Genomic DNA, 14,455 nt, shown 5'->3' with positions numbered 1-14,455 from the left:
CTGGTGCATTTGGCGGTGTTGCGTCCCGCGCCGAAGGTCAGCCGCTTCAGCGCAACACTAAGGTTCTATCGGCATACTGCGGTCTCGTTAGAGTCATGAAGTCCAGCAGCTCGTCTTCATGCCGTTCAGAGTCTTGACGCAGTTTGAGTTACCGATTGCCCCAACGGTTGGAAGCCATGCGCAACAGCGCTGCATTGGCAGCGCGCAAATCGAACAATTCCGCGTCGAAGCCGGACCCGATCCAGTTTCGGTAACGCTCTGCCTTTTCACTGTCCGGATCGTTGGATAGCGTATTCAGGAACGCCTCATAGCCGGATGGACCGCCAACGTCCTCCGGCGGACAAGCACGGGCGCCGCCAATGACTTGGGCTTCTCCCCAAGGTTGGCCCTCGATCGTTTCCATCTTCTCGACGACGACGCTGTGATTCCAGCCGTCCCCGAAGTCGTATCGGTAAACGAAGCGCGAACCTGGCTTCAGGACCGCCTGCAGACGAACCTTTCGGTCATCTGCAGTCGTGCCCGTGTCAGCAAAGTCCACCACGTCATCGATCTCGAACATGGCGTAGGTCATGCCATCGATCAGGAAGTCGTGGAGATGCGTGTCTTCCCATCCGAAAGCTGCTTGCAGAATGTGATGCAGCTTGCGCAGCGATTCAGTTCCTTCGACTTCGATCTGACGCCAGATGGGCGGATCGATGTGCTGAAGCGCCACTTTGAGGGTGAAGCGCGGGAACGATTTCGGCATTCGATCTCCTCAGAACGCGAACCTGCACTATTATCGCCTCGCAAGGGTCACCTGAAGCAAGTACTGTGGGATCGCCGACGCTGGAAGGGACGCGAAGCATCCGCGCATAGCAACCGCACTGCAGCCCGCCTCACCTCGATCAAATCGCCACTTCCGGCGGTGCCTGACGAAACAGCCGCGTAATCCAGCACAGATATCCCAGCCCGAGCACGAACCACGCGATGCCGAGGATCAGTGCCGCCTTCTCGAGACTCACGAGCAGCCAGATATCGGACACCGCGCCGATCACCGGGAACACGAGCCCGCCGAACACCCCGATCCGGCGTTCGCCGTGATGACCCGACAGATACAGGCGAATCACGCACAGATTGACGGCCGTAAAGGCAAGGAACGCGCCGAAGTTGATGAACGACGTCGACGTGGCGACGTCCAGCTTCAGCGCGATCAGGCCGACCACGCCCGCCAGCGCGATGTTGATCGCCGGTGTCTTGAAACGCGGGTGAATGAATCCGAAGACGCGTTTCGGCAGGATTTCGTCGCGCCCCATCGCATAGAGGAGCCGGCCGACGCTCGCTTGCGCGGAAATGCCCGACGCGAATTGGGCGAGGATCAGACCCGCGAGGAATACGGTGACGAACACATCGCCACCGATCATCTTCGCGACCTCGAACGCGGCTGAATCCGTGTCCTTGAATTCGACGCCCGGGTGCGCGAGCTGCATCGTGTACGCTGCGATCACGAAGATCGCCCCACCGATCAGCGCAATCAGCAAGATCGCACGCGGCATGTTCTTTTTCGGCTCGATCGTTTCCTCGGTCAGCGTCGACACCGCGTCGAAGCCGAGGTACGAATACGCAGCGATCGCGGCGCCCGCCATCGTCGCGCCGAACGGCACGTGCGGCTTGAAGAACGGCTCCGCCATCGCGATGCCGCCCGGCCCGGCCGCGGCCGACGCATAGTGCCAGCACAGCGCCACGAACATCACGACGATCGCGAGCTGCACGATCATCAGCACGATATTGAAGCGCGCAGCCAGTTCGATGCCGACGATGTTCAGGCCGCTCGTCAACACGATGAACGCGACGATCCAGATCCAGGTCGGCACATGTGGAAAGGCGGCGTTCAGATATGCAGCGCCGATCAACCAGATCACCATCGGCAGGAAGAAATAGTCGAGCAGCGTCGCCCAGCCGATCATGAAGCCGAGGTGCGGGTTGAACGTCTTGCGCGTGTACGTATAGGCCGAACCTGCAGTCGGATAGAGCCGTGCGAGCTTGCCGTAGCTGAGCGCGGTGAACGCGATGGCAATCAGCGCAAGCAGATAGGCGAGCGCGGCCGTGTCGTCGCTGGCCTTGGCGAGCACGCCGTAGGTACCATAGACGATCAGCGGCGCCATATAGGCGAGGCCGAACAGCAGCACGGACGGCAGGCCGAGCGTGCGCTTCAGGCTCGGCGATTCATGGGATGACGACGCTTGCATGTTATCTCCTGGACCTTCGGGGCCGATGCGAATGCCTGTGTGCCTTCGGCCGACATTTCGATTGAACGGGCATGCCCGGGCGACGCATGACGCCCGCGCGATGCCGTGAACGGACTGCGAAACCGGATTATTCGCCGCGCTGACAACGCGCTTCGATCATGAATGCGCGATGTCCGTCCGACTGTTCGAGCGGCGCGAGATCAAGCGCCACGCGCGTGTCGTGCAGGTAGTTGTAGTGTTCGCGGCTCGCTTCGAGACGCGTGAGATCGAGGTTCGCCTGCACGACCGCCTCGTCCCTGCCCAGTTCCAGCGCGGTTTCGCCGAACGGATCGACGAGCGCGGAAAGGCCTGCGAACGTCAGATTGTCGTCGCCGGCCCCGCAGCGGTTCACCATCACCGCGAACATCTGGTTTTCCATCGCGCGTGCCGCGATCGCGCGGCGATGCACGGGGCCGAACGGGTCCATGTTGCCGTTCGTGACGATCAGCAGATCGGCATCGAGCGCGCCGACGGCTCGCGCCGTTTCGGGAAATTCGATGTCGTAGCAGATCAGCAGGCCGACCGTCAGGCCGTTCCAGATGCACGTCGCGAAGCGGTCACCCGGCGTGAAGACACCGACATCCGATGCCCACAGATGCGTCTTGCGATAGCGCAGCACGATGTCGCCCTGCTCGTCGACAAGTACCGTGGTGTTGTAAAACCGGTTGCCGTCGCGCTCCGCGAGGCCCACGGCGACAGCGACGCCCTTTTGTCGTGCCGCGTCGCGTACCGCGGATAATCCGGGGCCATCGAGCGTCTGTGCGACTTCGGCGACATTGTCCCGGGTCGGAAAGCCCGACAACGTCGTCTCGGGGAACACGATCAGTTTCGTGCCGCCTGCCATGTCGACGCGCCCGATCGTGTCGATCACCTTGCGCGTGTTGTGCGCGACGTGGCCGTCGATCAGCGAGAGTTGCGCGAGTTCTACCTGCATGAAACCGTCTCCTTCCAATAGCCTTTCATCGGCGCGTCGTCTGCCCTGCCCTTCTGATACGACGCGCGGTCGAGCGAAACAGGCCGTGTACCCCTGCCTGTCGAAGTGAGGCCGATTATCGGGTTATTATTTTTGACCTGAAATTCCCCGCCAGGGTTACCCTCACCGGAGCACACGATGGACTTCGAATGGCGAGATCTCGCTTTTCATCGGGAGATTGGCTCGGCCATCGACGCCCTCGATGGCCCGCATTTCTGGGCACGCCTCACGCGTGTGCTCGAGCGGCATCTCGAGTTCGACAACTGGGTCGCGCTGCGTTTCGCGCGCGCCGCGCCGCCTCTCGTGCTTGCCGAGCAGGCGATGCCCGACGGCAAGATCGACCTGATGTTTCAGGACTATCTGGCCGCCCTCTATCAACTCGATCCGTTCTATCTCGCCGCGTTCGAAACGCAGGCGTCGGGCTTCTACACGCTCGCCGACGTCGCGCCGGACAATTTCCGGATGACCGAGTACTACCAGCGGTACTTCAGGAAAAACATCGTCGGCGACGAAGTGCATTTCAACGTCATGATCGATCGCGATCACACATTGGGCTTTTCGCTCGGCAAGACGAGCAAGTACGACGATCGCGAGATTGCGTTGCTCACGCTGTACACGCCCTGGGTCCTGTCGTTGATGCAGCAGCGCTTGCGCTTCGAGACGTTCGCGATCAAGGATGCGCCGCGCGTGACCGAAGGCGAAGCGCCCGACCCGCAGGCGCGCTTCGGGATGCTGACCGGAAAGAGCGGGCGCGGCGCGTTGACCACGCGCGAAATCGAAGTCGCGATGCTGTCATTGAGCGGATTTTCGTCACGCGCGATCGGGGAAAAGCTGTCGATTTCGTTCGAGACCGTGCGTGCGCACAAGAAGCACATTTACGCGAAGCTGGGTGTCGGATCGCAATCCGAATTGTTCGCGATGTTCTACGATCGGGGCAGATCCGGCGAATCTGCGTGATTCGCGTCTCGGTGTCACGGCACGAATACCGGCAGGCGCGCTGCCGCTTCAGGTTTCGCCGGTGAGCATGGAATCACGTGCATCCAGATTGACTCGATTGCCTGTGGCGGCTCGACGAGCAGCCCGACGTCGCGACGCTGCCGCCGCTGCTCGTCGTCGGCTGAGCCGCGTGAACGAACCCTAAGCCTCCGCCGCGACGCCATGCCGCTCGAGCGCTTCCGCGACCTCGACGACGCGACCGCGCAGCCACGCGTGCGCGTCCTGCCGAGCCTTTACTTGCAGCAGACGCACGGCGTGAGCGCGCTGCGTGCCGGTTTCGAGCTGTTTCCGCTGAGATGGAAGCCGACGGAAACCTTGGAGACGGGCATCCTGAAGACACTCGGCCGGTACCTGTAGACGTTCGGACAGCATTCGGCATCGGCCGCGGGCAGGGTCAGGCGCGGCCGCGCGGCGACGTCGCGTGCCGGCGTCGTCGCAATGCAGAAACTTAATACGGATTCCGATCGACCCATCAAGGCAACGACAAACCATCAATTGGTATTGTCGTTCGCTTCGAAATGTAGCTGCGATCGAGCTCCCCGACCGATCGGCAACCGATGAGGGCGAGCGTCCGGTCTGTTTCCCGTTTGATCATCTCGATGACGTCGCTCACGCCGATTTCCCCTCTGGCTGCCAACCCGTACAACGTGGCGCGCCCGAGCATCACGCCATGTGCCCCCAAGGCGATCGCCTTGACGACGTCAGCCCCTGTCCGTATCCCACTGTCGAGAATGACAGTCGTTCCCGAGGTGCGCTCGACAATATCCGGCAGCACATCGGCTGTCGCGGGCAAGTCGGCGAGCTGCCGGCCGCCGTGGTTCGAAACGATCACGCCGTCCGCGCCGAGCTCGACGCACCGCGCGGCATCGTCGGCCGTCACGATGCCCTTGACCAGGAGTTTGCCCGGCCATTCGTCCCGCAAACGGCGCAGGTCATCCCAACTGAAGCTCGCATCCATCTGTCTGCGAAGAATCGCTGCCTGGGAGGCCGTGTCCGATGCATCGTCCGTAGCGAAATTTCTCAACTCCGGCATGCCGTGCATCAGATAGGACCAAAGCCAGCGCGGGTGCGACAGTCCATCGACGGCCGCGCGCACACTTGCCTTGAACGGCATGGCAAAGTCGTTGCGAAGATCGCGTTGGCGAAAACCGTTGACCGCTACATCGGTGGTGAGGATCAAGGTCGAATAGCGAGCCGCGCGGGCACGATTGACCAGGCTCTTCGCGAGGTTGCGATGAACCACATACAGTTGAAACCACAGTTCTCCGTCGGATCCTTTTGCCACCTCTTCGATGGACATGTTGGAAGCCGTCGATAGCGCGAAGGGAATACCGGCCTTGGCCGCCGCACGCGCAAGTGCGAGGTCGCCCTTGGGCCAGAATGCGCTATTCAGGCCCGTGGGTGCGATCACCAGCGGTGACGGAATCCGCCGGCCTAAAAGCTCCACCGACTGCTCTCGCATGCTGACATCCGACAGCCGGCGCGGCAACAACTGCAATTTATCGAACGCCGAACGGTTGTGCCTCAGTCCCGATTCATCGTCCGCCGCGCCTTCCAGATAGTCGAACACCATTCGTGGCAGCCGCCGTCTGGCTTCGTCACGATAGTCGCTGACGGAGAAAATGCCGGGAAATCCTGTTGTCATGATTTACGTACTGTCGGAGTAGATCGTGATGCGAAGAACACGAGGCGCTCTGGAGTCCGGTTTCGCGCGCCTCGGTCAACCTGGAGCCTGAGGTCAGGCGCGATTGACGGGCGGAACATGGCGACGCACGATCATCAGGCAGATAAAGACCATCGACATCGCCCCACCCAGCATGCCCAGGTACGCAGACGCTCCCCCCTGCGTGATCACGAATGCCCCGGCGAACGCGCTGAGAATCGCTCCGAGCCGCCCGAATGCAAGCGCGGATGCGGTCCCGGTCGCGCGTATCTCGGTTGGATAGACGTAGGCGCAAAGGGCATACATCGTCGACTGAACCGCGTTCACGAAGAGGCCGTGCAAACCAATTCCGAACACAAGCAACGTCGTGTGGGCAGAGACGTCGATACCGCGCAGGAAAAGCGCGCTCGCGGATGCCATCAGGCAGCACACGAGCAAAGGCCAGCGTGACCCGAACCGGCCGATTGCCACTGCGCAGCCCAGAGCGCCGATGACGCCACCCAGGTTGTAGGCGGTCAGCCCCGAACCTGCGACCGAAGGGCTGAGCCCCTCGCCTGCAAGCATCGTCGGCAGCCAGCTGAACGCGCTGTAGACCGCGATCAGGTTCATGAAGAAAGCGATCCAGATTGCAATCGTGTCACGGCCTTGATCGTCCGCGAACAGAGCACGAAAGCCCGGACGCTGTACCGCTTTCTGTTCCTTCTGATCGGCGAACACGGCGTCCGGCTGAATCGAGCGGGACATGCGGGTCAGCAGGTGACGCAGTTCGTTCCAGCGTTCGTCATGGCGGACAAGATAACGCGGCGATTCCGGCATGGCGAGATACAGCAGGAACGCCAGTGCCACGGGAAGCGTGCCGCCGATGAGAAAGAGCCCACGCCAGCCATAGTGAGGAAGCACGACGCTCGCGAACAGTCCCGCAAGCATGCCCCCCAGCGGTACGCACACGATGGTTGCGGTCACTGCGAGCGTCCGCCGGCGAGCCGGCGTAAATTCCGCCGTCATGGTCGTCGCGCTTGGCAGCGCACCACCGATACCCAGTCCCGCGAAGAAGCGCAGGATTGCAATGGTCATGACGTCCGGCGATAGCGCAATCGAACTTGTCGCCAGGCCAAATACCAGCACGCTTCCAATAATGGCCCAGCGCCGACCGAACCTGTCCGCGAAAAGGCCGGCGAACGCGCTACCGATACCCATGCCTACGAGGCCGGCAGCAACGGCGGGCGCAAATGCGTTGCGCGTAATGCCCCATTCCTTGATCAAGCTGGGAATGGCGAACCCGATGAGTTGCCCATCGAAGCCATCCATTACGATCGCAAACGCGGCGAGAAAGACGACCATTCGCTGAAACGCCGAGAACGGCCCGTCATCAAGGGTGCGGCCTATGTCGACGATCGGCAGACCGGGATTACGATCGTTCATTTCGCCCCCCGACCAGAGCAGTGAAGCCTGAATCGCAGGCCGGGGTAATCCGTTTTCCGACGTGATGGCCCGACTCGAACTGGGTGCGATCGAGCGACCACTCAAAATCGACAATAGGCATTGCAGTCTCCTTAAGCCGATCGCTCGTCATTACAGGAGCGAAGGCTACTCACCGGTACAGGGTTGTTGTTTTGTTCGCGCCCACGATCCAGCGGCGCGTCTCGTCCGTCGCGAACAAGACGCGCCCCGACCGTGGCAACCATCAGAACGGATAGTGACGAGGCGTCGTTTGCACGGTGATCCAGCGCAAATCGGTAAATTCCGCGATTCCCGCCTTGCCGCCGAAGTGCCCGAAACCACTGGACTTCATCCCGCCAAACGGCATTTGCGCCTCGTCGTGAACCGTCGGCCCATTGACGTGGCAAAGCCCGGACTCGATACGCTTCGCTACCGTCAACGCACGCGCGACGTCACGGCTGAAGACTGCCGCCGACAGACCATATTCGTTGTCGTTCGCGCATGCGATGGCCGCTTCGTCTCCCTCGACGCGGACGATCGCCTTGACCGGCCCGAACGACTCCTCCCGGTAGATATGCATGTCGGCCGTGACGTGATCGAGCAGCGTGGCCGGCATGAGCGTGGTCTCGGATTTTCCTCCGCAGACCAACGTCGCACCTTTCGCCAGCGCGTCGTCGATCAGGTCGTTGCACTTCCTGACGGTCGCCATGTCTACAACGGAGCCGAGTACGGCCGGGCCCTTTCTCGGATCGCCAAGCGGCAGGCTCTTCGCCTTTTCGGCCAGGCGCACGACGAATTCGTCGGCGATGTTCGCGTCGACGACGATGCGTTCGGTGGACATGCAGATCTGACCGGAATTTGCGAACGCCCCGAATGCCGCGCCTTGAACCGCAGCGTCGATATCGGCATCGTGAAGAACAAGAAGCGGAGCCTTTCCGCCGAGCTCGAGTACCGAGGGCTTCAGATACTTCGCGCACTGGGTGGCGATGATGCGGCCGACGCGGGTCGAGCCCGTGAAGTTCACCCGTCTGACCGCGGGCTCGGCAATGAGCGCTTCGACGATGGCGCCGGCATTCGCCGGCGCATTCGTGACGAAGTTCACGACGCCGCGCGGCAGCCCGGCGTCCTGCAACGCCTCGATGATGAGGCCGTGGGTCGCGGGGCAAATTTCCGAACCCTTGAGCACGACGGTATTGCCGCAAGCCAGCGGCAACGCGATGGCACGCACGCCGAGGATGACGGGCGCGTTCCACGGTGCGATCCCGAGCACGACGCCGGCGGCCTGCCGAACCCCGAGCGCGAGATTGCCGGGCACGTCCGACGGAATCACTTCGCCCGAAATCTGCGTGATCATCGCAGCAGCTTCGCGCAATCCGTCGGCCGCAAGCTTGACGTTGAAATCGGCCCACAGGCGGGACGCGCCCGTTTCGGTTGCCATTGCCAGCGCGAAAGTGTCGCCCTTTTCTTCGAGCGCATCTGCGGCTCGATTCAGCAATGCGCGTCGCTCGCCGGGCCCCATCGCCGACCATGCGGGAAACGCGGCGGCGGCAGCGTGCACCGCGGCCTGTGCATCGGCGACAGTCGCGGCGGGTGCCGTCGATGCAACCGTGCCATCGAGCGGATTGCGGCGCTCGAATGTCGCCCCATCGCGGGCCATCGTGCGCTCGCCGTTGATCAACATCGATACCTGATTCATAGCCGTCTCCTGGAATATGTTTGAAAAGCCAGCCTGTCGAACCACCGACTCGCGGTCAGGCCACGACAATTTCTACAAGGCGCGTTTTGCCCGAAGACAAAGCGTCTTCCAGCGCGGACTTCAGCGACGGCGCGTCGCTCACTCGCACCCCTTCGCAACCCATGCTGTTGGCCAGAGAAACGAAATCCAGCCCCGCGAGGTCGGTGCCCTGTACCGGATCCGACGCGGAGAAGCCGAAGACGGGCGCGAATTCCTGCAAGGCGGCGTAGCGGGCGTTATTCAGGATGACAAAGGTGATCGGGAGATCGAGTTGGACCGCGCTATAGATCGCCTGCGGCGAATACATCGTCGAGCCGTCACCGATGAGGCCGATCACGCGGCTGCCGGGTTTGCCCAACGCCACGCCCACCGCGGCGGGCATGCCGTAGCCCAGACCGCCGCTTGCCATCGTGTAAAACGTCTGACTGCGCGTAAACGGCAGATAACGCTGCATGACGGGCCGCGAACTTGGCGCCTCCTCGACCACGATATCCGCTGCGTCGCGCACCTCGGAGAGCGTCTGCAACGCATACGCGACCGACATGACCGCCGTGGGCTCGGCTCGCTCGACGACCTCGCGAGGCGCCGGCAACGGCCGGCCGCGCGGCGCCGGACGGGCGAGCAGGTCCGCCAGCCCCAGGCGAACGTTCGCCACCACCGACGTGCCGACCGGGGTCCACGCCGCGGTAGCCGGATCGTCGATCAGCTGGTACAACGCCGCGCCATCAGGCACATGCGGCCCACTGCCTTCGACGTGATACGCAAAAGCCGGCGCCCCGACGACGAAGATCAGGTCATGCCCATCCAGAATCCGAACGATTTTTTCGCGCATCGCCGGAAGGAATCCGGCGAAAAGTCGGTGATCTTCAGGGAAGCTGCAGCGTGACGACATCGGCGCGACATAAACCCGCGCGTTGTGGCGCTCGGCGAGCTGGATGGCCTCGCTCCAGGCGTCGGAACGATCGAGTTCCGCGCCGACGACGATGGCCGGCCGTTTGCAGTTGTCCAGCGCGTCACCGATCTCCGCGATCGATGCCGGATCGGGGCGGAACCGGGTGCTGACCCGTGTCGCCTCGACGAGGTCGGCCGGCTGATCCCAGTCGTCGACTGGAATGGAAACGAACACCGGGCCACGCGGCTCCTGCATCGCCACGTGGTAAGCACGGGCGAGCGCAAGCGGAACATCCGCGGCACGAGCCGGTTCGATGCTCCACTTCACATAGGGCCGCGGCAACTCGGTTGCTTGCGATGCCGACAGAAACGGATCGAACGGCAGAATTGAACGGGCCTGCTGGCCGGCAGTAATGATCAGCGGCGTCCGGTTCCTGAAAGCCGTGAATATGTTGCCCATCGCGTTGCCGACACCGGCCGCCGAATGCAGATTGACCAGAGCGGCATTGCCGGTGGCCTGGGCATATCCATCCGCCATACCGACGACGACGGCTTCCTGCAATCCCAGCACGTACCGGAAGTCCTCCGGGAAGTCGCGGAACATGGGCAGCTCGGTCGAGCCGGGATTGGCAAACACCGACGTCATTCCGAGGCGCCGCATCAAGTCCACGACGGCATCGCGAACGGTCGGCTGCCCACTTGGGTTTCGTTGCATCTCGAGTCCTCTGCGGTTCGCCACTCAGGCTGGCGGTGATTGGATGAGCCGCAGTATGGGATTCGATGCATTGTTTGAAAATTGCCAAAAGTGCTCAAAGTCATTACGTTCAGGCATGGGTCCATCGGGCTGCCGGATGCGTCCATTCCGCCCGGAAGCCTTGCGGGTCAAGGCCGTACGCCGTCATCGCCGGCTCTGCGGCAGCCGCGGTGAGCGGCCATGGCGATCCCGTTCAGGGAAGACACCTAGTACCGGACAACTCGGGATCTTGTTCGATTCCTTTAGCCCCTTTCAACGGCCGAGCGGCCGTCGCGGCTGAAACAAGCGGCAGCGTGACGCTGATCGACGCGGCCATGACAACTGCGCCGGCGCACGCTCGCGTGTCCCGCGCCGGCTTCACCCGGGCGGGCCGCCTACGCGTCGATCCAGGCGCCGGTGCCCTGCCGATACTGGATCACGCCGCTGTTGAACCGCACCTGCAGGTTGCCGTCCGGCAACTGCAGCCAGGTCGTCATGTCGAGGCCCTGCATCAGCCCTGCGAAGAAATCCCGCAACTGTTGTGACTGGCTGGCCTGCCAGACGTCGATGCGCCCGAGGCACGCACGCAGGTTGCCGCTCGGCTGCATGATCGTGCCGACCTGTCCGGCCACGTTCGACGCCGGATCGTAGACCGGCGTGCCGTCGCCGCTGACGATCGACAGATGGATCCCGCGCACTGACGTCGGCTGGCCCGGCGTCTGTTCGACGAGCGCGATGCAGCTCGTCATCGCGCCGAAATCGATTTGCGTCGCATCTCCCCAGATGCGCTCGCCGACCGCCAGCGGCGCGGGACCTTGTCCGTTTTGAATGAGGTAGGGCATGAGTTCCTCGCATGACTGATGGGACTGCCGGTGGCGGGGCCGCGACGTGCGCGACAAACGGCCGTGTGCCGGTCTCGCCTCTCACATCCCGCATCCGGCCTGACGGGCCGCCGGGTCGTGTCGATTGATTCTTTGTCGCGGCACGCGCGGAAGTCAATCGACCCGCGTTCACGGGCACGATTGCCCGGGACGTTCGTCATCACACCAGGCACCGCGCCGCACGCGAATGATTGCGCACGCATCGATTCGATCCAGGTCGTCTCGCTCGGCGCTGTCATCGACGCCGCCGGCCCGGCCTGCGGCCGCTCGCGTATAGCAGACCGGGCCTTCCCGCGGGCGATAGGGCCACGCCCAGGCCAGGGACTCGACCGTCTGATGGGCAAGTCGCCGGATCGACGACCTGAATCAGCTACCACATATCGACCAAAATATAATTTAGTTTACCGAATCATTTGCGTGACAGAAATACGACTGCCTATCACGCAATTAGCGAGATTCAATTGGCTCACCCCACGTCGGAAAGATTAAATTTCGTCGGCATTTCTCCCCCTCAGCCAAGGAATCTCATCGATATGTCACACACCGCGAATCGCTTTTTGCAAAGCATGATTGCCGCGGCCTGCGTCGCACTGGCCTCTTCGACTCATGCCGCAGAACTGACGCGCGACAACGGCTCGCCCGTCGGCGACAACCAGAATTCGCAGACGGCCGGACCGAACGGGCCGGTGCTTCTGCAGGACTCGCATCTCATCGAGAAACTCCAGCGCTTCGATCGCGAACGCATCCCCGAGCGTGTCGTGCATGCGCGCGGCACCGGCGCGTTCGGCGAATTCGTGCCGAGTGCCGACATCAGCGACCTGACGACGGCCAAGGTCTTCACGCCCGGCACGAAGACGCCCGTGTTCGTCCGCTTCTCGACCGTGATGGGTTATCGCGGCTCGCCCGAGCAGGCGCGCGATCCGCGCGGTTTCGCCGTGAAGTTCTATACGGAACAAGGCAACTGGGATCTGGTCGGGATCAACCTGCCGATCTTCTTCATCCGCGATGCAATCAAGTTCCCCGACTTCGTTCATGCGAACAAGCCGAGCGCCGTCACCGGCGTGCAGGACGCGAACCTCGCGTTCGATTTCTTCGCGCACGCGCCGGAGGCGACCAGCATGCTGACGCGGCTGTACTCGATCGAAGGCATGCCCGATTCGTACCGGCACATGGACGGCTATGGCGTGCACGCATTCAAGTTCGTCAACGCCGACGGCAAGTTCACGTACGTGAAGTTCCACTGGAAGAGCGAGCAAGGGATGCACGGGCTGCGTCCGAAGGATATTCCGGGTTCGATCGGCGCCGACTGGAACCTGATGACGAACGATCTGTATGGCGCACTGAAGGCCGGCGACGCGCCGAAGTGGGACCTCTACATTCAGGTGCTGAAGCCGTCCGAGCTCGACGCGTTCGACTTCAACCCGCTCGACGATACGAAGGTGTGGGCCGGCGTTGCGGAGCGCAAGATCGGCACGCTGACGCTGAACCGCGTACCGGACAACTACTTCGAGTCGACCGAAGAGTCCGCCTTTGCACCGTCACGGATGGTGCCGGGCATCGAGCCGTCGGAAGACCGGATGCTGCAGGGCCGGATGTTCTCGTACGCCGATACGCAGATGTACCGCCTCGGCGCGAACTTCAACCAGTTGCCGATCAACCGTCCGCGCGTCGCTGTCACGAACAACAACCAGGACGGCGCGATGAACTTCGGCGATCGCAAGGGCGAAGTGAACTACGAGCCGTCGACGCTGAACGAACTCGCGCAGAACCCGCGTTACAAGTCGGTCCAGACGCCGCTTGCCGGCACGACGCAGCAGGCCGCGATCCGCAAGACGCTGAACTTCCGGCAAGCGGGCGAGTATTACCGCATGCTGCCCGCGCAGGAGCGGCAGGACCTCGTGACCGCGCTGTCGGGCGACCTGAACCACGTGACGAACGACGCCAACAAGTACGCGATGCTGTCGTACTTCTACAAGGCCGATGCGGACTACGGTAGCCGCCTTGCACGTGCCACGCACGCCGACCTGTCGCGCGTGAAATCGCTCGCCGACAAGCTCGTCGAGAACTGATCGGGCAATCGCGCGAAGGCCGCTCGTGCGGCCTTCGCGTCCCGACCAATCGTCCGATTGCGCCGCGCGGCCACGCGCGGCGCGCAATGCCGATGAAGAACCGACTCCGAACCGCCCTCTTCCGCACGCTCGCGATCGCGGGTGCCGTCGCGCTCGCGGCCTGCGCGCAGATTGCGCCGCCCGCGACCGTTCCCCACCCCGACGCACACGCCGACCTGCGCCGCTACGACGATGCATGGTTTGCTGCCGCCCGCCTCGGCCGCATCGACATCCTGCAAGCGCTCGTCGACGCGCATTATCCGATCGACGCGACGACGCGCGAAGGCTACACGGCGGTCATCCTCGCCGCCTATCGCGACCAGCCCGCGACGCTCGACTATCTGCTGCGCAACGGCGCGGACCCGTGTATCGGCGACCGTCACGGCAACACGGCGCTGATGGGCGCGCTGTTCAAGGGCGAGACTGCGATCGCGAAGCGCCTGGCCTATACGCGCTGCCCGATCGACCAGACCAATCACGCCGGCGAAACGGCGCTGTCGTTCGCCGCGCTGTTCGGCCGCCTCGACATGCTGCCGGTGCTCGTCGCCCGTGGCGCGAACCCGGGTCACGTCGATGCGCTCGGCCGCACCGCACTGCAGAACGCCATCCTGCAAGGCAACGACGCCGCGGTTGCGGCGCTCGAAAAGGTGGGCGCGACGCCGAATGCCGATGTGACGTTGCGAGCGAGGCCGTGACCGGTCGAGCTTGCCCTCGAGGTTGACCGCCTGTCCATCGTCATGCGACACGAGATCACGAAGGCACGCGCTCCCA

The 14,455-nt window shown here is 63.0% G+C and carries 12 protein-coding genes; 4 read left to right on the top strand and 8 right to left on the bottom strand.

Annotated features, from left to right (window positions below):
- Positions 1-148 precede the first annotated feature (148 nt).
- From NQV17_RS35995 to NQV17_RS35985, 3 genes are all read right to left on the bottom strand, one after another.
- Positions 149-745 (bottom strand): plasmid pRiA4b ORF-3 family protein, encoded by a 597-nt coding sequence (locus tag NQV17_RS35995; protein WP_257775898.1) that lies wholly within the window; start codon positions 743-745, stop codon positions 149-151.
- A gap of 139 nt (positions 746-884) precedes the next feature.
- Positions 885-2,225 (bottom strand): APC family permease, encoded by a 1,341-nt coding sequence (locus NQV17_RS35990; RefSeq protein WP_257775897.1) that lies wholly within the window; start codon positions 2,223-2,225, stop codon positions 885-887.
- Positions 2,226-2,352: 127 nt separating this feature from the next.
- Positions 2,353-3,198: a carbon-nitrogen hydrolase family protein gene (locus tag NQV17_RS35985; protein ID WP_257775896.1), complete on the bottom strand. Its 846-nt coding sequence runs from the start codon at positions 3,196-3,198 to the stop codon at positions 2,353-2,355.
- A 177-nt stretch (positions 3,199-3,375) separates the two neighbouring features.
- On the opposite strand from NQV17_RS35985, the gene NQV17_RS35980 reads away from it, so the two are divergent.
- Together NQV17_RS35980 and NQV17_RS35975 are read left to right on the top strand one after the other, a co-directional pair.
- Positions 3,376-4,194 (top strand): response regulator transcription factor, encoded by an 819-nt coding sequence (locus NQV17_RS35980; RefSeq protein WP_124484799.1) that lies wholly within the window; start codon positions 3,376-3,378, stop codon positions 4,192-4,194.
- A 201-nt stretch (positions 4,195-4,395) separates the two neighbouring features.
- Positions 4,396-4,590 (top strand): hypothetical protein, encoded by a 195-nt coding sequence (locus tag NQV17_RS35975; RefSeq protein WP_257775895.1) that lies wholly within the window; start codon positions 4,396-4,398, stop codon positions 4,588-4,590.
- A 115-nt stretch (positions 4,591-4,705) separates the two neighbouring features.
- Here NQV17_RS35975 and NQV17_RS35970 read toward each other — a convergent pair whose 3' ends face one another.
- The 5 genes from NQV17_RS35970 to NQV17_RS35950 form a co-directional block, all read right to left on the bottom strand.
- The gene (locus NQV17_RS35970; RefSeq protein WP_257775894.1) at positions 4,706-5,878 is read right to left on the bottom strand and encodes an alpha-hydroxy-acid oxidizing protein; all 1,173 of its coding nucleotides are present in this window, start codon (positions 5,876-5,878) and stop codon (positions 4,706-4,708) included.
- Between the two features lie 93 nt (positions 5,879-5,971).
- The gene (locus tag NQV17_RS35965) at positions 5,972-7,318 is read right to left on the bottom strand and encodes an MFS transporter (RefSeq protein ID WP_124569952.1); all 1,347 of its coding nucleotides are present in this window, start codon (positions 7,316-7,318) and stop codon (positions 5,972-5,974) included.
- Between the two features lie 262 nt (positions 7,319-7,580).
- Positions 7,581-9,032, bottom strand: a complete 1,452-nt coding sequence (locus NQV17_RS35960; RefSeq protein WP_257775893.1) for an aldehyde dehydrogenase — start codon at positions 9,030-9,032, stop codon at positions 7,581-7,583.
- Between the two features lie 55 nt (positions 9,033-9,087).
- Entirely contained in the window at positions 9,088-10,677 is a 1,590-nt protein-coding gene (mdlC, locus tag NQV17_RS35955) for a benzoylformate decarboxylase (protein WP_257775892.1), read from the bottom strand.
- Between the two features lie 413 nt (positions 10,678-11,090).
- Entirely contained in the window at positions 11,091-11,537 is a 447-nt protein-coding gene (locus tag NQV17_RS35950) for a hypothetical protein (RefSeq protein ID WP_257775891.1), read from the bottom strand.
- A 605-nt stretch (positions 11,538-12,142) separates the two neighbouring features.
- On the opposite strand from NQV17_RS35950, the gene NQV17_RS35945 reads away from it, so the two are divergent.
- Both NQV17_RS35945 and NQV17_RS35940 read left to right on the top strand, forming a co-directional pair.
- Positions 12,143-13,645: a catalase gene (locus tag NQV17_RS35945; protein WP_374692799.1), complete on the top strand. Its 1,503-nt coding sequence runs from the start codon at positions 12,143-12,145 to the stop codon at positions 13,643-13,645.
- A 92-nt stretch (positions 13,646-13,737) separates the two neighbouring features.
- Positions 13,738-14,379 (top strand): ankyrin repeat domain-containing protein, encoded by a 642-nt coding sequence (locus NQV17_RS35940; protein ID WP_257775889.1) that lies wholly within the window; start codon positions 13,738-13,740, stop codon positions 14,377-14,379.
- Positions 14,380-14,455 lie beyond the last annotated feature (76 nt).

Source organism: Burkholderia sp. SCN-KJ (genome assembly GCF_024656005.1).
Taxonomy (GTDB): Bacteria; Pseudomonadota; Gammaproteobacteria; order Burkholderiales; family Burkholderiaceae; genus Burkholderia.
The sequence above is the reverse complement of the archived record's forward strand: the minus strand, read 5'-3'. Positions and strand labels throughout refer to the sequence as shown.